Genomic DNA, 16,387 nt, shown 5'->3' with positions numbered 1-16,387 from the left:
TCCGGCGCGACCGGCCGAGCTGCACAGCTGGAGGAGGCTCATGCGTGCGGCCGCCCGGTTCCCGCAGGGGGCTCTCCCACGGAATCGTCGACACGGATCGGCGCAGGTGACGTCAGTCGGCCCCGCTCGACTCTCGGCGAAGCGGCAGGCGTACAGGCTCTCCGCGGGGGACGAGCAGCACGCAGAGGCTGCCGACGGTCGCAGACCACTGTTCGCCGCGCAGGACTGATGCGCGCCCCTCATCGAGCATCCGCGCCTGCATGATGCGGGCGCAGTGCTGGACCTCCTCGTACGCCGTGTCCGAGTCGAAGGCGCGACGCATACGGGTGATGGAGCTCTGCAGCAGCCTGGCGCCCTCCCGGACGTCCGGTGCGGTCGCCTTGGCCGAACCGATGGGGTCGACGCTCCACGAGATCCACACGAGCATTTTTCCACCGTCCTGCGTGTGCGCCGAAGGTTGCGAGTGCCGCGCTGACCGTTCGTGGCTGCACCATGGTCATCCACGCGCCCACGGCCGAACGGGCGGAGATCGAGGAGCGAGGTCAACGCCACACGGGGCTGCCGTCGAGGGAGGCAAGCATGTCGCGCGGGTCGCGGTGCACCGCGGCGGCACCCGCTTCTTCCAGTTCGGCACGGCCTATGCCACCGGACAGGAGTGCCACGCAGGGCACCCCCGCCTTCCCGGCGGCCCCGATGTCCCACACCGTGTCTCCCACGAACACGGCCCGGTCCGCAGGCACGCCCGCCCGTTCCAGGGCCTGCTCGACCAAGTCCGGCGCCGGTTTGCTCGCGGAGACGTCGTCCTTGCTGGTGGCGTCCGCGATGACGTCGTCGGCGTCGAGCGCGGCCCGCATCACGGCGAGCTCCTTGGCGTCGGCCGAGGTGGCCAGGACGACCCGGAAACCCCGTGCCGCCACTGCACGGAGCAGGTCCGCGGCGCCGTCAAGAGGAGCGAGCGCGGGCCCGTAGGCCCCGTACAGGGCCTTGTGGGCGTCGCTGATCATGTCGTCCTCGCCGTGGTCCCGCTCCTTGCCGAGCAGGCGCTCCAGAAGGTGGTCGGATCCCATGCCGATGCACCGGTGGATGTCCGCCATGGACACCGTGTGTCCGGCCTGCCGGAACGCCTCCCACCACGAGACTGCATGGAGGTAGTTGGTGTCGACGAGTGTGCCGTCCATGTCGAAGAGCGCCGCGCGCTCGAACCCGTCCGTCATGGTGGCCGCTCCTTCCGCTCGGCTACCGGAGTCGTCCACGCCAGGGCGGCTACCCGTCACCGCCGCGGATAGACGCATGCCGCCCGCGCCGCGGCCACCCGGTGCCCGACGCATGGGGAGCGAAGCCCTGGCAGGGGCCCCGTGAACCGGCCACGGAGGGAGACGACGATGACCGTGGGAGTGGAACCCGGACCTGCTGCGGCTTCGTGCGGCCATGGAGGCGGCCATCTAGACCGCGCTGCGCTGGGACACGGGCGGAGCAGCCGACGACAGAGTCGCGCTCGACGCGGAACTGGACGCGCTGCTGACCGGGACGCGTGGCGTGGCGTGACGGACGCTTGCCACTGCGTGAACAGATAGGGCATTGAACCCGTGCGGGGCCAGGTGTGCATGGGCTCCTCGACCGGACTTGGACGTCCGAGTCCGGGTAGGAGATATCTGAAATGTTCGAAATGAACGGAGATGGTCCGCATGTCTCGGACGCAACCCGGCATCGAGCAGCACCCCGATCTGCTTGAACTCCGCGCGGACTACGAGCGAGTGACCGCCACCAACCGAAGCCAGGCCGTGGAGGCCATGGGTCTGCTCACCGGCATCTACCTGGCCGCTTCACCGTGGATCGTGGGCTTCAACGCACTGTTCGGCTTCAACGCGCTGTCGACGATCGCCGTGAACAACCTCGTCGCCGGAATCGCGTACGCCCTGCTGATGGGAGGCGTGGGGCGCGGCTTCGAGCGGGCCCACTCCAGGGCGTGGGCGGCAGCGGTCATCGCCCTGTGGACGATCATTTCGCCATGGTGCATCACTGGCAACGTCAGCACCACACGCACCATCACGAACAACGTCATCGTCGGCGTGATCGGACTGATCCTGGCTCTCGCAGCAGCGTCGCTCCGTCCCGGCGGTTCCCTGCGCAAGCGTCAGGCTGCGTCGGGCCCGGTGGGAGGCGGCCTGCGCAGGAGGTAGGCGGCTGCCCCGGCGACCATCCGGGTCCGCAAGGCAATGCACGACAAGGAAACGACCGCGCTCATCGTGATCGACATGATCAACACGTATGAGCACGAAGACGCCGAGCTCCTGCTCCCGTCGGTGCGCGAGGTGCTCCCAGCTGTGCGGGGCCTCATCTCGCGCTCCCGTCGCGTCGGCGTGGACGTGATCTACGTCAACGACAACTTCGGTCGCTGGCGCTCCCACCACGACGAGATCCTCGACATGGCCCTCGCCGGGCCGCACGCCGACCTTGTCGAACCGGTCAAGCCCGATGCCGATTCACTGTTCGTCGTCAAGGCCCGGCATTCGATCTTCTTCCAGACCCCCCTGGAGTACCTGCTGGACCGGCAGAACATCGGCCATGTTGTGCTGTGCGGGCAGGTCACCGAGCAGTGCGTGCTGTACTCGGCACTCGACGCGCACATCCGTGACCTGCCGACGACCGTCGCGAGTGACGCTGTCGCGCACATCCACCGTGACCTGGCCGACGCGGCGCTGCGCATGATGGAGCGCAACATGGGGACGCACCTCTGCCGAGCGCGAGATGTGCGGCTGGGCGGTGAGGCCGGGAGGCCGATCCCGCGGCCGTGACCGGTTCGATGAGTCGATCCATCGCGGGACGTGCAAAATGCCGCGCGCGAGCCGAGGTTTGCGTCGGGCCAGGGCAGAACGAGGCCGGCGCGCCGCGGCGACCTCGAAGGGCTCCAAGTGGTCGCCGTTGACGCGCCGACCGGTGCGAGCCTATGCCCCGGCTCGCCATTCCAGGGTGCCCGAGTGCCGGTGGCGGCGCATCCGGGGCGGGCGCGTCGCCGGCCGGCTCATGTCAGGTCGTGGCCCTGTTCGCGCAGGCGACGACGACGGTCACCCTGTTGGGCCCCACTCCGGCGGGCACCGCGTTCACAGTCCAGCCGGTGGAGGGGTTCGCGTATGGGACGCTGGTCACGATCGTGGCCGCCTCGAGGTGGAACCCGCCACCGATGGCCAACTGCCCCGTGGGACAGGACAGCGTGTGGTCGGCGCCGTCCGCCTCGAACTCCATGACCAGGGTTCGGGCACCGGAGACGCCGCCCCCGGCACCCGGGACGCCGGGGTCGCCCTGGGGTCCGGAGGGCCCGGCCGGGCCGGGCGGACCAGCGGGACCGGCCGGTCCCTGCGGTCCTGGAATCCCGGGGATGCCCGGCCGGTTCATGCAGTAGTTCGGGAACGTCGGGTACGGGTAGCACGGGTGCACGGACCGCTGCTGGGTGCCGTCCGCCACGGTGCCGGTCGGCGCGGCGCCGCCATCCGCGGCCGCGGAGTACGCCGTTCCCGTCACGAAGCAGGACGCGAGCGCGGCGCTCGCGGCGACCGACCACACGCGGACGCGGCCGAAGCGTCGCTGTGCCGAAGACGTGGGCCTGGTTATCCGGTACAACACGTCACCTCCAGGTATGGGTTCTGTCGGGCGGCCTGTGCCGCCCTCCTCGCAGTACGCGTCGGAGACCGTCACGAAGGACGTCGAACCCACAGCAAGGATCACTTTGAGTATCTGTTTATGCACGTCGGGTAGCCGAAGGGGTGACGTCGGCCCTCGGCGTCGGCCGGCTGCTTCTTACGGCAGGGGCAGCCGTAGGGCGAGGAGGGCGATGTCGTCGACGTTGCCCGGGGGCATGCGGATGAGGAGCTGGTCGCAGAAGTCGTCCAGCGGCTCGTCGGCAAGCGCCAGGGCGTTGCGGCGGAGCCGGCCGAGGCCGGTGTCGAGGTCGACGCCCGGAAGTTCGATGAGTCCGTCGGTGTAGAGCAGGAGCGTGGAACCCGGCGGCAGGGGTGCGGTGGCGTCGGGCCGACGGTCGTGGGTGCCGAGACGGGCGCCCAGCAAGGGACCTCGCGCGTCGTCGAGGTACCGGCCGTGGCCGTCCGGGGTGAGCAGCAGCGGCGGGGGGTGTCCGGCGTTGGTCCAGCGCAGCGTCCAGGGGCCGTCGCGCGGACCCTCGACGCGGGCGAGGACGAGGGTGGCCATGGGGACGGTGGTGATCGCGGGCATGGCGTCGTCGAGGCGGTCGACGATGGCGCTGGGAGGTTCGGTGCGGTCCCAGGCCAGGGAGCGCAGTATTCCCCGGAGTTGCGCCATTCCCGCGGCGGCGGTCAGGTCGTGGCCGACGACGTCGCCGATGACCAGTGCGGTCACGCCGTCCCGTAGCTGGAACGCGTCGTACCAGTCGCCGCCCACCTGGGACGCCGCGGGTGCGGGCTGGTAGCGGGCGGCCATGACCAGGCGTCCGGGCTGGGGCAGGGGTGCGAGCAGGTTGCGCTGCATGGCTTCGGCGACGTCCCGCTGACGTCCGAAGCGCCGGGTGTTGTCCAGGACCTGGCCGACCCGCCGGCCGATGTCCACGACGATCTGAAGGTCGTCGTTGCCGAAGGGGACGGCGGGGTCGGTGCGCACCAGGGTCAGCGCCCCGGTGGAGTGCCTTCCCGAACCCAAGGGCACGGTGAGCGCCGATGCCGCACCCACCGACTGCAGGAAGCCGTCGTGCAGGGCTGCCAGCGGTGAGTCCGGCCGTGCCGCCGTACCGGCTCGCTCGTGCAGGACGGGCACGGCCCCGCGCACGGCCTGGACCAGCGGGGAGCGGGACTCGGCCGCGGAGGGAAGGCGGGCGCGCCAGCCCTCCTGCCCATGGTCCCGGCCGTCGGGGCCGGTGACCGCGACCCGGTGCGTCTCGTCCTCACCGACGAGAAGGTCGACCGCCACCCAGTCGGCGAGGCCGGGGACCAGCAGGCGTCCGAGGCGGGCGAGCGCCTCGTCCGTTTCGAGCGTCTGGCTGAGCACCGCGGTGATCTGTGCGACCAGCGTCAGACGCCCCGTCAGGTCCTCCAGCGCGTGCATCTGCTCGGCGCGTTCGCTGCGGTCGTCGGAGAGGCCGGTGAACAGAATCGCGGTGCCCTTGAACGAGGTGCCCTCCGTCACCGGTGCCGCCGACCAGGACACCTCGACGAGCTTGCCGTCACCGCACAGATATCTGTCGCTGTCCGCGCGACCCGCACTCTTGAGGATCAGGGCTTCGAGCAATCCGCACCGAGGCCCCGTGTGTTCGCGATCCGCGTGCCGGTGCACGAGGTCGTGGAAGCCCTCGCCGACCATCGCGTCAGCGGCGCGGCCCAGCAGCCGTTCGGCGGCCGGGTTGACCGCGATGACGCGCCCGGACGGGTCGACCACGACCAGCGAAGCCCCCAGACTGTCGACGACCTGCCGCCAGAAACCCGGCTGGGACGCCCACTGCAGACCCTCGTCGGCACCGTCCGCCACCGCGCCCTCCATGATCGCCCCTCTTCGCCGCACGGCATCGGCCCGGCCCGGGGACACCCGCGGACGACGACCGCCCCTCCATGCTCTCGTCTGTTCGAACCCGACCGCGGCCGACACGACGAGGGGCCGGGGGACGATGCCGTGGCGGAGGAGCTCGGCGCCGGCGAGGGTGCCGCGATGGACACCTCCGGACCCGCCCGTGCGACCCGAGCCGGAGTCGGCGGGTACCGCGGGCCGTGACGGTCACCGTCGCCGGGTGGTCAGTCCCACGAAGGCCCCGAAGGCGGTGCTCGGGTCCCGGGCCGCGGCGCGCCCGTCCCCGGCTGCCAGGGAACACCCGTCCTGGTACCGGCAGGACCAGGCATGACGCCCGACCCGGCGACCGCCCGTGGCTACGCTCCGGGGAATGACCACGCGATCCCAGGAGACGATCAGCCCACTGCCGCCGGCACTGCGCCTGGAACGCGGCTCCGTGCACGACGAGGCGTGCCCGAGCTTCCAGGGCGCGGTCGAACTGGTCGGCCGCCGCTGGACGGGGGCGATCCTGTCCGCGGCGTCCCAGGGGGCGCGCCGCTTCGGCGAGTACCGCGCCGTCATCGCCGGCATCTCCGACCGGCTGCTCGCCCAGCGCCTGAAGGAGCTCGAGACCGAGGGCCTGATCGAGCGCTCCGTCATCCCGAGCACCCCCGTGCAGGTCCGCTACGCGCTCGCCCCCGACGGCCAGGCGCTCATCGCCGCCCTGCAGCCGCTGGCGCAGTGGAGCGTGCGGCGGCTGCGCCGTACTGAATAGACATCGCCCTGGATGGGTGTATATCTGCTCGAATGGGTAATAAAGACGCAAAATCTCCGGAGGTAGTACAGAGGAGTGCACAATGATCCGAGGAGCCGAGGGAACCTCCTACCCCACTTCCCCCACTCCCCCCACTCCCCGCGCGAACGTCGACCTGGCCCGCGAATGCGGTGCGTGCTACGGCTGGGGCACCGTCGTCACCGACCAGGGCCGACACGAACTCTGTTCCGACTGCCAGGACGGCCGGTTCGACGCCCCGCAACGCGTCAGGGCCGTACGCCTGCGCCCCGGCTCCCGCTACGTCTCGCCCCGCTGAACCCGTTCGCCTGCCGCGCTCACCACGCCTCCGGCCCGCCCCCGCGCCACTCCACCTGCGCGGGGTCGGTGAGGCTCACCGTGCCGGCGTCGTACCCGGCCAGCCACAGGAACCGCAGCAGGTCCGTCAGACAGTACGCGGTGCCGAAGTAGTCCCCCCGGATCACGACCCTTCGTCCGTCGACCGGAGGTTCCACGATCACGGGCGGCCCCTCGGTGCGCATGCTCCCAGCCTGCCCAGTCACCGGCGGGGACGCACCGCGGACGGGCCCGGTGCGTTTCAGCGCGCCTGCCCGAGGGTGGCGACGTCGATGACGAAGCGGTAGCGCACGTCGCCGCGGTCCAGGCGGTCGAGGGCGGTGTTGACCTGGTCCGCGGGTACGGTCTCGATGTCCGCGGCGATGCCGTGGCGGGCGCAGAACTCCAGCATCTCCTGGGTCTCGCGGATGCCGCCGTTCTTCGTCGAGGTGATGATCCGGCGCGGGTCGCCGAGCAGGGTGCTCTGGAAGGTGGCGGCCTCGAAGGTGACGCCCGCGTTGACCAGCACACCGTCGAGCCGCAGGAGGCCGAGGTACGCGTTGGTGTCGATGCTGCCCGACACGGTGTTGACGATCAGGTCGAAGCCCTGCCCGAGGTCCCGGAACCAGGAACCGTCCTCGGTGGACACGTAGGCGGCGGCACCGAAGCGCAGGCCGTCCTCGCGCTTGGACAGGCTCCGGCCGAGGACGGTGACCTCGGCGCCCATCGCGTGCGCGATCTTCACGCCGATGTGACCGAGCCCGCCCATGCCGACGACGGCGACCTTCCTTCCCGGCCCCGCGCCCCAGCGGCGCAGGGGCGCGTACATCGTCACCCCGGCGCAGAGCAGCGGGGCGGCGACGTCCAGGCCGAGGCTGTCGGGGATGCGGAGGACGTAGTTCTCGTCCACGACGATCCGGCGGCTGTAGCCGCCGAAGGTGGGCCGCTTGTCGTGGTCGAGCGCGCCGTAGGTGAGGACCTCGCCCTTCAGGCAGTGCTGCTCCTGGCCGGCGAGGCAGTTCTCGCACTCGCGGCAGGAGTCGACGTAGCAGCCGACGCCCACCCGGTCACCGACCGCGTGGCGGGTGACGCCCGGGCCGGCCGCGACGACCCTCCCGGTGATCTCGTGGCCCGGGACCATGGGGAAGAGGCCCTCCATCCAGTGGTTGCGGAGGAGGGCGATGTCGGTGTGGCAGATGCCGGTGTAGGCGATGTCGATGACGACGTCGTGGGGGCCCGGCTCACGGCGCTCGACGGTCGTGAGCTCCAGCGGCGCGTCGGGGCCTGCGGCGGCGAGGGCGGCGACGGCGAAAGGCATGTGTGTCTCCTGACGGGGAGGGGCCGGACGGGGAGGACTTCCCCCTTCGACTGCACCAGGTGCGGGGCCGTGCGCGAAGGGGGAGCGTGACCGTGCCGAGGGTGCTACTCGCAGAGCCACCTTCGGAGCCCCACGGGCGTGGGGCTCGGCTATACCTGGGGTATGGACGCTGAGCGGGCCCTGCGGGACTTCCTTGTCTCCCGGCGGGCGGCGATCGACCCCGGGCGCACGGGACTGCCCGTCGGCCACGGCAGCCGCCGGGTACCGGGACTCAGGCGGGAGGAGGTCGCGGCGCTCGCCGGCGTGAGCGTGGCCTACTACACGAAGCTGGAGCAGGGGCGGATCGGCCGGATCTCCGAGGAGGTCCTCGGCGCGGTGGAGAGGGCGCTCCAGCTCGACCAGCTGGAGTGCGCGCACTTCCGGACCCTGGTACGGAACGCGGGAAGCCGGCCCACCCCCTCGGCGCCGCCCCCCGTCAAGGCCAGGCCGGGCGTCGTCGCCATGGTGCACGCCCTCGACCTGCCCGCCATGGTCCACGGGCCCCGCCTGGAGGTGCTGGCGGTCAACCACACCGCCAAGCTGCTCGTCGACGACTTCGACGCCATGCCGGTCAAGGAGCGCAACCTCGCCCGCTGGACGTTCCTCAATCCCCGGGCCAGGACGGTCTACCCCGAGTGGAAGAAGATCGCGCCCCAGGTCGCGGCGGCGCTGCGGCAGGTCGCCGCGGACCGGGCGGCGGACCCCGTACTGGAGCAGCTCGTGGGGGAGATCGCGGTGGCCTCGCCGGACTTCGCGCGGTACTGGGCGGAGTACCGGCTCTACGAGCACTCCTACGGCGTGAAGCGCTTCTTCAACGAGACGGTGGGCGAGATGACCCTGCACTACGAGACGATGGCGCTGCCCGGCGGCAAGGGCCAGAGCGTCATCGTCTTCAGGGCGGACCGCGGCTCCCCGTCGGAGGAGAGGCTGCGCATCCTGGCCAGCTGGAACGCGCCCACCGCCGAGGAAGGCGCCGAGCGCATCCGGCCGTAGACGGGCGCGCGGCCGCGCGCCCGCGCGCCCGCACCGATGGATCGGGCGCGTCGTGTGGGGTCGGTGGGCACGGCGCATACTGGAGAGATCAAGGCCGCCTCCTGACCGCCGCCGGGCCGCGGCCTTCGCGATCTTCGCAGTGCCGGAGGTGGGCATGCTCAACACCCCGTTGTGCGAACTGCTCGGCATCGAGGCGCCGGTGATCTGCGCCCCGTTCGGTCCCTGGGACGAGGTGGCCCTGGCGGCCGCCGTCTGCGAGGCCGGGGGACTCGGCAGCGTGGGCACCGCCGCCCGGACCGTCCCCGAACTCCGGCAGCAGTGGTCGAGGCTGCGCGAACTCACCGACCGCCCCTTCGCCGTCAACCACACGACACGGCCGTTCGACGAGGACGCCTTCCAGGCCACGCTCGACGCGCGCCCCGCCGCCGTGTCGTTCCATCTCGCCGTACCGGTCGACCTGATCGCCCGGGCCCACGACGCGGGCATCACCTGGATCCAGCAGGTGACCGACGCCCGCCAGGCGGGCCAGGCCCTCGACGCGGGAGCCGACGTGATCGTCGCGCAGGGCGGCGAAGCCGGCGGACACGGCGGCGACGTGAGCACGATGGTCCTGGTGCCGCAGGTCGTCGACATGGCCGGCGACACCCCGGTCGTCGCCGCGGGCGGCATCGCCGACGGGCGCGGCGTCGCGGCGGCCTTCGCCCTGGGCGCCCAGGGCGTGTCGATGGGCACGCGGTTCCTCGCGTCCACCGAGATGAACGTCTCCGACGACTGGAAGCAACGGATCGTCGGCGCGGACGCGGTGGACGCCGTCAAGGCGCTCAACAGCGACCGCGTCCTGCCGCCCTACTCAAGGCCCGGCGGTTTCGGCGTCCCGCGCGCCCTGCGTACGGAATTCGTGGACACCCTCCGTGACCACCCCGAACGCGTCGACCCCGAGGAGGCCGTACCACGCCTGCTGGCGGCGATCCGCCGCGGACGCGGGGACGAGTACCTGCCGTTCACGGGCCAGTCGGCGGGGCTCGTCCACGACATCCGCCCTGCCGGTGACATCCTGCGCGGGATCCTGCGGCAGGCGGAAGCCGTCCTCACCGCGCTGACCGGCGGAAAGCCCGTGCCACGCCGGTAGGTTGGGCGCATGACGAGCCACACGCATCCCCAACTCTCCGGGCTGGGGCGCAATCCTGCGGCTCCCGACGACGTCCTGGTGCGCCTGGCCGTACATCTGCACGGCCGGCACGGGATGCATGTGCGTCGCGGGCGGCTGCCGGACGCCGTGGCGGAGGCGTTGCTGACGCACGGCGGCAGGGACAGCGCGGTGCTGCTGCACGGGGACCGGATCTCGCCGGGGATGCGCCGCCGGATCGCGCGGCATCCCGAACCGGCGATCCGCGACGCGCACGCCGACTTCGTCCGCGCCCTGGTGGATCGCGAGGTGACGCTCGGTACCGGCAGCCTCGAGGAGGCCTACGGTGAGCCCTGGACGGCACTCGTCGCGGCGCCGGACCCCAAGGTGCGTGCCGCGGTCGCGCGAACCTGGTGGGAGCGTCCCCTGGCGGTGCAGGTGACGCTGCTCGCCGACCCGGATCCACGGGTCCGCGCGGCCGCCACGCTGCACGAGAAGCCGGGCGTCCCACCGGAGTGGTGGGACCGATGCCTTGCCGACCCCGCCACGCGCGCCAATGTGGCGCGCTTCGTCCCGCTCGCATGGGAGCAGTTCGCGCAGCTGATGGGTGCCGAGGACGAGGACGTCCGGCAGGCCGTGGCCGGGAACCCGCATCTGACCTCCGATATGGTGGCCCGGCTCCTGGACGCCGAGGACCCGATCGTCCGGTTCGTCGCCGCCCAGAGCCGTCATGTGGACGCCGAGACGAGGGACAGGGTGTACGCCCTCGTCGAAGCGGAGAGCGAGGGCGGCAGCAGCGAGGCGGCTCTGGCGCTCAACTGGCCCGTCGGGACACCGGGCTGGCTGCGCGACGTTCCCCTCGAGGAACGACTGAGATACCTGGACTGCCGGCACACGGCGTTCCGATGGGTACTGGCCACCTGCCGCGACCTGCCCGAGGACGCGTGGCGGCGGCTCGACGCCGACCCGGAGCTCAAGGTCCGCCGCGCCGCCGCCCACCGGCCCGACGCACCCCCGGAGGTCCTGGAACGGCTGGTGCGTGCTCACGGGGACCACGGACGGCCGCCGCTCGTCGAGCACCCCAACTTCCCCCGCCACCTGCTGCGTACCTTCGCCGACGAACCGAATCCGCACGTGCGCCGCGTCGCCCTGCGGGATGCCGGACTCCCGGTGCCTGTTTTGGAGCGGCTTGCCGCCGCCGAGGAGTCCTTCCTCCGTCGCGGGGTCGCGCGACATCCGGCCGTCACGGAACCGATGCTGGAACGGCTGCTCTCCGACCCGGCCCCCGAAGTCGCCGACGAGGCCGCCGCCAACCCCGCCCTGCGGTCCGACCGGATGCGCCGCATCCTCGCCGACGCCGGCCTGTGACCCCGGGCGGCCGGCGCCCAGGCCCTCCCGCACCGCCGGGTGCCGTACGAACCGCTCCGGCGTCGCGCCGCGCCGGTGCCACACTGGAGCCATGGCCCCCGACGCACAGCTCAACGAGTTGGGTGAGTTCCTCAAGGCACGCCGGGCCGGGCTCAGCCCCCGGACGGTGGGCCTGCCCGACGGTGCGGGGAACCGTCGGGTGAGCGGGCTGCGCAGGGAAGAGGTCGCCCGGCTGGCGGCGATCTCCACCGACTACTACACGCGCCTGGAACAGGGCCGGATGCCGGCCTCCGCCCCCGTTCTGGAGGCCCTCTCCCGGGCCCTCCAGCTCGACGACGACCAGCGTGACTACCTCTTCGGCCTCGCCGGCAAGGAGACCGCTCGCCCCCGGCGCCGGACCCGCCAGAAGGTCCAGCCGCAACTGCGGCGGCTCCTGGACGACCTCACGGCCACCCCGGCCATGGTGCTCGGGAGGCGCATGGACGTCATCGCCTGGAACGCGCTCGCGGCGGCGCTCATCACCGACTTCGGGAAGATCCCGGAGAAGCACCGGAACTATCCCCGGATCCTGTTCACGGACCCCGCCATGCGGACGCTGTACACCGGCTGGAGGACCATCGCCCGCTCCTGCGTGGCCCAGTTGCGCATGGAGGCGTCCCGGTATCCGAACGACCCCCGGCTGATCGCGCTCCTCGGCGAACTGTCCGCGCGGGACCGGGACTTCCGCAGGTGGTGGGACGCCCACGACGTGGCCGCGCTCACGGTCGGGACCAAGGTGCTCGACCACCCGGTGGCGGGCGAGCTGTCCCTGGACTGGGACACGCTGACCGCCACCACCGACCCCGACCAGAAGCTCGTGATCTGGACCGCCGAAGTCGGCTCGCCCACCCACGACAGGCTGCGCATCCTCGCCTCCTGGGCCGCGGACCGGTCGCTCTCCGCGACGCCCGCGGACTGAACGGCCGCCTCAGGGCCGCTGGAGCAGTTCCCGCCGGGCGGCACGCGCCATCCACCCCTGGGCGCGGTCGAAGGCCCAGCCGCGTTCACCGACGAGCGTGATCCAGGCGTGCGGACCGAGGTGGAACCACAGCAGGTCGACGGCCTCGGCGCGGCTCACGTCCGCACGGAGCGCGTCGAGCGCGGCCAGGCGGTCCGCGACCCGGGTGAGGGCCTGGACGTAGTCGTCCGCGCCCTTGTCCAGCACCGCTTTGACGGCCGGTTCCCCCGGGGGATCGCGGTAGAAGAGCCCGTACACCAGCTCCCAGTGGCGTTCGTGCGCGAGCCGGGTGCCCTCGGCGGTCAGCTCGATCACGGCGCGCGGGTCGTCGCTGGCGGCGACGGCGGCGAGCGAGTCGGCGATGGCGGGATCCGTGAGGGCCGGCTCCAGCAGGGCGGTGAGGATCTTCGGCTTGTTCCCGACGCTGCTGTACACCGTCGGCACGGCGACCTTCCCGGCCTCCGCGATCTCCCCGATGGTCACCCCGGCGTACCCCCGCGCCAGGAAGAGCGCCTGCGCGCCGCCCAGGATCGCTTCGCGCGTGGCGGCTGCCGAATGGGCGCGGAGGGGGGAGTGGTACTTCCGGTTCGTCACCGACGCAGCATACCTCTCCACCGTAAGTGATTATATTGACAATAATTCCCTCTAATGAATATGTTACGCTACATGAACCACTCCACTCAAGAGCCCATGTCCGTCGTCGAGACCCGGCTCGCCCACGAGGTCCACCGCGTGGCCACCGCGCTCCTGGCGGAGGCGGCCCTCCGCCCGACCGCGCCCCTGAGCACGCTGGCCCAGCTGCGCGACTTCCTCGTGGTGAACCTCCGCCACCACCACGAGACCGAGGACGAGGAGCTGTGGCCGCGGATCGTCGCGACGGCACCGGCCGCCGCGGACGCGCTCAAGGAGCTCAGCGCGGAACACGAGCAGCTGGACGAGGCCCTCGGCCGGCTCGCTGCCGTCGCGCTGGGCGACGGCGGTGACGGAACCCGGGCCGAGCTCCACGAGGCGGCCGTCGCCGTACGCGACACCGTGCACGGCCACCTGACCCACGAGGAGCCCGTCCTCTTCCCCGCCCTGCGCGAGCACGTCACCCCCGAGTACTGGGCGGACTTCTCCCAGCGGGTGATCGCCACCACGCCGCCCGTGGCCGGTCACCTCATGATCGGCTTCCTCGACGAGGTGGGCACCCCCGAGGAGGTCGCGCTCATGCTCGCGGCCCTGCCGGAGCCCGTGCTCCCGCTCCTGCCCGCCATGCGCTCGCAGGCCGCCGACGACCTCCGCGCCCTGCGCGGCACCGAGGGCTGACCCCACGGCGCGGCCCCGCTCCGAGGGCGGATTCGGCAAGCCGGAGCGGGGCCGCACTTCCAGAGTGCGCCCGAGGCGCGCCCGGCACACGCCGGGGCCCGGGCGCGTGCGGTGTGGCAAGAGGCGATAGACGAAGGTATGGGTGCCGCCCCCCGCCGCGACTTTCGTCATCCGCGGAACGCAGACTTTCTGCCGAAGTCTGCCGCCCGGCCCGCGCCATAGCTTCGGGGACATGAACCGAACCCCGCGTACGGAAACCGTTCCCCTCACCCGGAACCCCGCCCGGCTCCTCGCCGGCCTCGTCGGCGTCGCGCTCCTCCTGCTGGGCGGTGTGCCGCTCACCGAGCGCCTCCTCGCCAACCTGACGGTGTGGAGCGCGGGCCTGACCGTCTCCGGACTGCCCCACCTGATCCTCCTCGTCGCGGGCGCCGGGCTGCTCGCCCTTTTCTGGCGCCTCCATCACCGCGCGGCTGTGGCCGCCCAGGACCGCTGAACGACGGACACGCACAGGAAGATCACACGGGCCATCACGTCATGACCGATTCCCCCAACGTCCCCGCCGTCGAGACCGCCGGACTGGGCAGGCGCTACCGCCGCGGCTGGGCGCTGCGCGACACCTCCTTCCGCCTGCCCGCCGGCCGCGTCTGCGCGCTCGTCGGCCCCAACGGCGCGGGCAAGACCACCCTGCTGTCCCTGGCGGCCGACCTGATCACGCCGACCACCGGCACGATCACGCTGTCCGGGCACCTCCCCGGCAGCGTCGAAGCCCGGCAGAACACTGCGTTCCTCAGCCAGCAGAAGGCCCTCTACCCGCGGTTCCGCGTCAGCGAGATCCTGCGCATGGGCCAGGAGCTCAACCCCACCTGGCACCAGGAGACCGCCGAGTCCGTCATCGACGCCGGCGAGGTCCCCGTGAACGCCCGGGTCGGCACCCTCTCCGGCGGGCAGGCCACCCGCGTCGCCTTCGCCCTCGCCCTGGGCAAGCGGCCCCGGCTCATGCTCCTGGACGAGCCGATGGCCGACCTCGACCCCCTGGTGCGCCATCAGATGACCGACATCCTCCGGGCCGAGGCCCGGCGGCACGGCTCGACCGTCGTGATGTCCTCGCACCTGGTCTCCGAGCTGGAGAACGCCTGCGACTACCTCGTGCTCGTCAACAACGGCACCGTCCGCCTGGCCGGCGAGGTGGACCTCCTCCTCGCCGGGCACCGGCAGCTCACCGCGCGGAACCTGGAGGAACTGGACCCGGACGGCCACCAGGTCATCGCGACCTCCGGCGCCGACGGCGCCCACAGCTCGCTCGTCCGGACCACCCACACGTCCCCGGCCGACGCCGGCCACCGCACCCCCACCCTGGAGGAACTGGTCCTGGGCTACCTCCGGGCACCCGACGCACCCGCACTGCTCACCCCGAGCGCGCAGGTCACCGACGGCATCGAGGTGGCCGCATGAGCACCGCAACCCCCCGCACGCCCACCGCCGTTCGCCGAGGGCCGCGACTGCGCGGACTGACCTGGCTGATCTGGCGGCAGAACCGCACCGCCTTCTGGATCGGACTGGCGGTCGCGGCGGCCGTCGCCGGCTACGCCCTCGTCCAGCACCAGCACATAGCTGCCACCGTCACCGCGCAACACCTCGAGGCGTGCCAGGGCCACGAGTTGTCCCAGCAGTGCCTGAGCCGTCTCAACACGTTCGGGAAGCAGTACCAGTTCCCGATGCGGCGGCCGCTCCAGGCGATGCTGCTGCTCCCGTTCCTCTTCGGCATCTTCCTCGGCGGCCCGCAGTTCGCGCAGGAGCTGGAATCGGGGACGTACCGCACGGTCGCCGGCCAGTCGGTGACCCGCATGCGCTGGTTCGCGGCGAAACTGGGAGTGCCGCTCGCCATGACGGTCGCCGTCAGCGGCGTCATCGCCGCCGCGATGACCTGGTGGTGGCACCCGGTCGCCCAGGTGATGGGACCGATGTTCCCGTGGCACCGGTGGTACCCGTTCTACGGGGTGGGGCCCGTTGTCGTCGGCCTGAGCGTCCTGTTCTACCTGCTGGGGACGACCCTGGGCCTCGTCCTGCGCCGTACCGTCCTGGCGATGGGTGCCACCCTCGCCGTCGGCGCCGGGCTGTTCGCCCTCATCGAAGCGGTCAGGCCGCGGCTGTGGCCCATCAGCACGGCGAACGCGCAGCACTCGGCGGAACCGCCGGCCCCCCTTGACGCCTGGCAACTGGCCGACGGCCCGCTGTCCAAGGAGGGGCACCGCGTGTCCGAGGCCTGGGACTGCTACGCCGCCGGGGACATCAAGCAGTGCCTCGCCTCCCGAGGCAACACCGGCCGCTGGGCGGAGTACCACCCCGCCTCGGACCTCTGGCCGCTGCAGTGGACGACGACGGGCCTGTGCCTGGCGATGGGTGCCGCGCTCGTCGCGCTGTCCCTGTGGTGGACCCGCCGCAACCCGGCCTGATCACCGCGGTCGGAGCCCGTCCGCTCCGCGGGCCCGCGCGCTCAAAGGGGGACCGGCGCTCCCTGGATCGGTGATGCCTTCATCGGCGCGGCGCCCCGGCCGAACCTGGTGGTGAGCGGTTCGGGGCCCGACCGGGCCCCGGCCGCGGACCGAGGAATCAGGAGAGCTGGAC

At 72.1% G+C, this 16,387-nt stretch carries 19 protein-coding genes; 12 read left to right on the top strand and 7 right to left on the bottom strand.

The features are described from left to right. Positions 1-112: 112 nt before the first annotated feature. Both ACFW3D_RS32835 and ACFW3D_RS32830 read right to left on the bottom strand, forming a co-directional pair. The gene (locus ACFW3D_RS32835; protein WP_500510497.1) at positions 113-427 is read right to left on the bottom strand and encodes a hypothetical protein; all 315 of its coding nucleotides are present in this window, start codon (positions 425-427) and stop codon (positions 113-115) included. 115 nt (positions 428-542) lie between these two features. Beyond that, entirely contained in the window at positions 543-1,214 is a 672-nt protein-coding gene (locus ACFW3D_RS32830) for an HAD family hydrolase (protein WP_500510494.1), read from the bottom strand. Positions 1,215-1,685: 471 nt separating this feature from the next. On the opposite strand from ACFW3D_RS32830, the gene ACFW3D_RS32825 reads away from it, so the two are divergent. Together ACFW3D_RS32825 and ACFW3D_RS32820 are read left to right on the top strand one after the other, a co-directional pair. Beyond that, on the top strand, positions 1,686-2,180 hold the full coding sequence (locus ACFW3D_RS32825; RefSeq protein ID WP_500510492.1) for an SPW repeat protein: 495 nt from the start codon (positions 1,686-1,688) through the stop codon (positions 2,178-2,180). Between the two features lie 36 nt (positions 2,181-2,216). Continuing rightward, complete coding sequence (locus ACFW3D_RS32820; RefSeq protein WP_500510489.1) at positions 2,217-2,795, top strand: cysteine hydrolase family protein; 579 nt, start codon at positions 2,217-2,219, stop codon at positions 2,793-2,795. A 232-nt stretch (positions 2,796-3,027) separates the two neighbouring features. Here ACFW3D_RS32820 and ACFW3D_RS32815 read toward each other — a convergent pair whose 3' ends face one another. Together ACFW3D_RS32815 and ACFW3D_RS32810 are read right to left on the bottom strand one after the other, a co-directional pair. Continuing rightward, complete coding sequence (locus ACFW3D_RS32815; RefSeq protein ID WP_500510486.1) at positions 3,028-3,621, bottom strand: hypothetical protein; 594 nt, start codon at positions 3,619-3,621, stop codon at positions 3,028-3,030. A gap of 174 nt (positions 3,622-3,795) precedes the next feature. Further along, positions 3,796-5,502, bottom strand: coding sequence for a SpoIIE family protein phosphatase (locus tag ACFW3D_RS32810; RefSeq protein WP_500510484.1), 1,707 nt, complete (start codon positions 5,500-5,502; stop codon positions 3,796-3,798). A 394-nt stretch (positions 5,503-5,896) separates the two neighbouring features. Here ACFW3D_RS32810 and ACFW3D_RS32805 point away from each other — a divergent pair, with 394 nt between their 5' ends. Continuing rightward, the gene (locus ACFW3D_RS32805) at positions 5,897-6,280 is read left to right on the top strand and encodes a winged helix-turn-helix transcriptional regulator (protein WP_500510481.1); all 384 of its coding nucleotides are present in this window, start codon (positions 5,897-5,899) and stop codon (positions 6,278-6,280) included. 82 nt (positions 6,281-6,362) lie between these two features. Continuing rightward, complete coding sequence (locus tag ACFW3D_RS32800) at positions 6,363-6,596, top strand: hypothetical protein (protein ID WP_500510478.1); 234 nt, start codon at positions 6,363-6,365, stop codon at positions 6,594-6,596. 19 nt (positions 6,597-6,615) lie between these two features. Here the strand turns inward: ACFW3D_RS32800 and ACFW3D_RS32795 are convergent, their stop codons facing one another. Both ACFW3D_RS32795 and ACFW3D_RS32790 read right to left on the bottom strand, forming a co-directional pair. Then, positions 6,616-6,819, bottom strand: coding sequence for a hypothetical protein (locus ACFW3D_RS32795; protein ID WP_500510476.1), 204 nt, complete (start codon positions 6,817-6,819; stop codon positions 6,616-6,618). 56 nt (positions 6,820-6,875) lie between these two features. After that, entirely contained in the window at positions 6,876-7,931 is a 1,056-nt protein-coding gene (locus ACFW3D_RS32790; protein ID WP_500510473.1) for an NAD(P)-dependent alcohol dehydrogenase, read from the bottom strand. A 162-nt stretch (positions 7,932-8,093) separates the two neighbouring features. Here ACFW3D_RS32790 and ACFW3D_RS32785 point away from each other — a divergent pair, with 162 nt between their 5' ends. The 4 genes from ACFW3D_RS32785 (at position 8,094) to ACFW3D_RS32770 (ending at position 12,415) form a co-directional block, all read left to right on the top strand. Continuing rightward, positions 8,094-8,963 carry a helix-turn-helix transcriptional regulator gene (locus tag ACFW3D_RS32785; protein WP_500510470.1) on the top strand — a complete coding sequence of 290 codons (870 nt, stop codon included), beginning with the start codon at positions 8,094-8,096 and terminating at the stop codon, positions 8,961-8,963. Positions 8,964-9,117: 154 nt separating this feature from the next. Beyond that, entirely contained in the window at positions 9,118-10,092 is a 975-nt protein-coding gene (locus tag ACFW3D_RS32780; RefSeq protein ID WP_500510468.1) for an NAD(P)H-dependent flavin oxidoreductase, read from the top strand. A 9-nt stretch (positions 10,093-10,101) separates the two neighbouring features. Further along, positions 10,102-11,457 (top strand): hypothetical protein, encoded by a 1,356-nt coding sequence (locus tag ACFW3D_RS32775; RefSeq protein WP_500510466.1) that lies wholly within the window; start codon positions 10,102-10,104, stop codon positions 11,455-11,457. A 91-nt stretch (positions 11,458-11,548) separates the two neighbouring features. After that, positions 11,549-12,415: a helix-turn-helix domain-containing protein gene (locus ACFW3D_RS32770; protein WP_500510464.1), complete on the top strand. Its 867-nt coding sequence runs from the start codon at positions 11,549-11,551 to the stop codon at positions 12,413-12,415. Between the two features lie 9 nt (positions 12,416-12,424). On the opposite strand, the gene ACFW3D_RS32765 is transcribed toward ACFW3D_RS32770, so the two are convergent. Further along, positions 12,425-13,048: a TetR/AcrR family transcriptional regulator gene (locus tag ACFW3D_RS32765; RefSeq protein WP_500510462.1), complete on the bottom strand. Its 624-nt coding sequence runs from the start codon at positions 13,046-13,048 to the stop codon at positions 12,425-12,427. A 72-nt stretch (positions 13,049-13,120) separates the two neighbouring features. Between ACFW3D_RS32765 and ACFW3D_RS32760 the strand changes: the two genes are divergently transcribed. The 4 genes from ACFW3D_RS32760 (at position 13,121) to ACFW3D_RS32745 (ending at position 16,215) form a co-directional block, all read left to right on the top strand. Next, positions 13,121-13,762 carry a hemerythrin domain-containing protein gene (locus ACFW3D_RS32760; RefSeq protein WP_500510461.1) on the top strand — a complete coding sequence of 214 codons (642 nt, stop codon included), beginning with the start codon at positions 13,121-13,123 and terminating at the stop codon, positions 13,760-13,762. A 232-nt stretch (positions 13,763-13,994) separates the two neighbouring features. Next, positions 13,995-14,255 (top strand): hypothetical protein, encoded by a 261-nt coding sequence (locus ACFW3D_RS32755; RefSeq protein ID WP_500510459.1) that lies wholly within the window; start codon positions 13,995-13,997, stop codon positions 14,253-14,255. 41 nt (positions 14,256-14,296) lie between these two features. Then, entirely contained in the window at positions 14,297-15,214 is a 918-nt protein-coding gene (locus ACFW3D_RS32750; RefSeq protein ID WP_500510458.1) for an ABC transporter ATP-binding protein, read from the top strand. Then, a complete protein-coding gene (locus ACFW3D_RS32745) occupies positions 15,211-16,215 on the top strand; it encodes an ABC-2 membrane transporter-related protein (RefSeq protein WP_500510455.1) in 1,005 nt (334 codons plus the stop codon). The genes ACFW3D_RS32750 and ACFW3D_RS32745 overlap by 4 nt, the downstream gene beginning before the upstream one ends. Positions 16,216-16,387 lie beyond the last annotated feature (172 nt).

It is taken from the genome of Streptomyces sp. NPDC058864 (genome assembly GCF_042742985.1).
Classification (GTDB): domain Bacteria; phylum Actinomycetota; class Actinomycetes; order Streptomycetales; family Streptomycetaceae; genus Actinacidiphila.
Note: the sequence above shows the minus strand (reverse complement) of the source record. Positions and strands in the feature narration are given on the sequence as shown.

Excerpts from the sequence above, each read along its gene's own strand:
- ACFW3D_RS32755 (WP_500510459.1), top strand. The coding sequence starts at position 13,995 with ATGAACCGAACCCCGCGTACGGAAACCGTTCCCCTCACCCGGAACCCC.
- ACFW3D_RS32785 (WP_500510470.1), top strand. The coding sequence starts at position 8,094 with ATGGACGCTGAGCGGGCCCTGCGGGACTTCCTTGTCTCCCGGCGGGCG.
- ACFW3D_RS32795 (WP_500510476.1), bottom strand. The coding sequence starts at position 6,819 with ATGCGCACCGAGGGGCCGCCCGTGATCGTGGAACCTCCGGTCGACGGA.
- ACFW3D_RS32830 (WP_500510494.1), bottom strand. The coding sequence starts at position 1,214 with ATGACGGACGGGTTCGAGCGCGCGGCGCTCTTCGACATGGACGGCACA.
- ACFW3D_RS32810 (WP_500510484.1), bottom strand. The coding sequence starts at position 5,502 with ATGGAGGGCGCGGTGGCGGACGGTGCCGACGAGGGTCTGCAGTGGGCG.
- ACFW3D_RS32790 (WP_500510473.1), bottom strand. The coding sequence starts at position 7,931 with ATGCCTTTCGCCGTCGCCGCCCTCGCCGCCGCAGGCCCCGACGCGCCG.
- ACFW3D_RS32820 (WP_500510489.1), top strand. The coding sequence starts at position 2,217 with ATGCACGACAAGGAAACGACCGCGCTCATCGTGATCGACATGATCAAC.
- ACFW3D_RS32835 (WP_500510497.1), bottom strand. The coding sequence starts at position 427 with ATGCTCGTGTGGATCTCGTGGAGCGTCGACCCCATCGGTTCGGCCAAG.
- ACFW3D_RS32775 (WP_500510466.1), top strand. The coding sequence starts at position 10,102 with ATGACGAGCCACACGCATCCCCAACTCTCCGGGCTGGGGCGCAATCCT.
- ACFW3D_RS32780 (WP_500510468.1), top strand. The coding sequence starts at position 9,118 with ATGCTCAACACCCCGTTGTGCGAACTGCTCGGCATCGAGGCGCCGGTG.
- ACFW3D_RS32805 (WP_500510481.1), top strand. The coding sequence starts at position 5,897 with ATGACCACGCGATCCCAGGAGACGATCAGCCCACTGCCGCCGGCACTG.
- ACFW3D_RS32800 (WP_500510478.1), top strand. The coding sequence starts at position 6,363 with ATGATCCGAGGAGCCGAGGGAACCTCCTACCCCACTTCCCCCACTCCC.
- ACFW3D_RS32760 (WP_500510461.1), top strand. The coding sequence starts at position 13,121 with ATGAACCACTCCACTCAAGAGCCCATGTCCGTCGTCGAGACCCGGCTC.
- ACFW3D_RS32825 (WP_500510492.1), top strand. The coding sequence starts at position 1,686 with ATGTCTCGGACGCAACCCGGCATCGAGCAGCACCCCGATCTGCTTGAA.
- ACFW3D_RS32770 (WP_500510464.1), top strand. The coding sequence starts at position 11,549 with ATGGCCCCCGACGCACAGCTCAACGAGTTGGGTGAGTTCCTCAAGGCA.
- ACFW3D_RS32750 (WP_500510458.1), top strand. The coding sequence starts at position 14,297 with ATGACCGATTCCCCCAACGTCCCCGCCGTCGAGACCGCCGGACTGGGC.
- ACFW3D_RS32745 (WP_500510455.1), top strand. The coding sequence starts at position 15,211 with ATGAGCACCGCAACCCCCCGCACGCCCACCGCCGTTCGCCGAGGGCCG.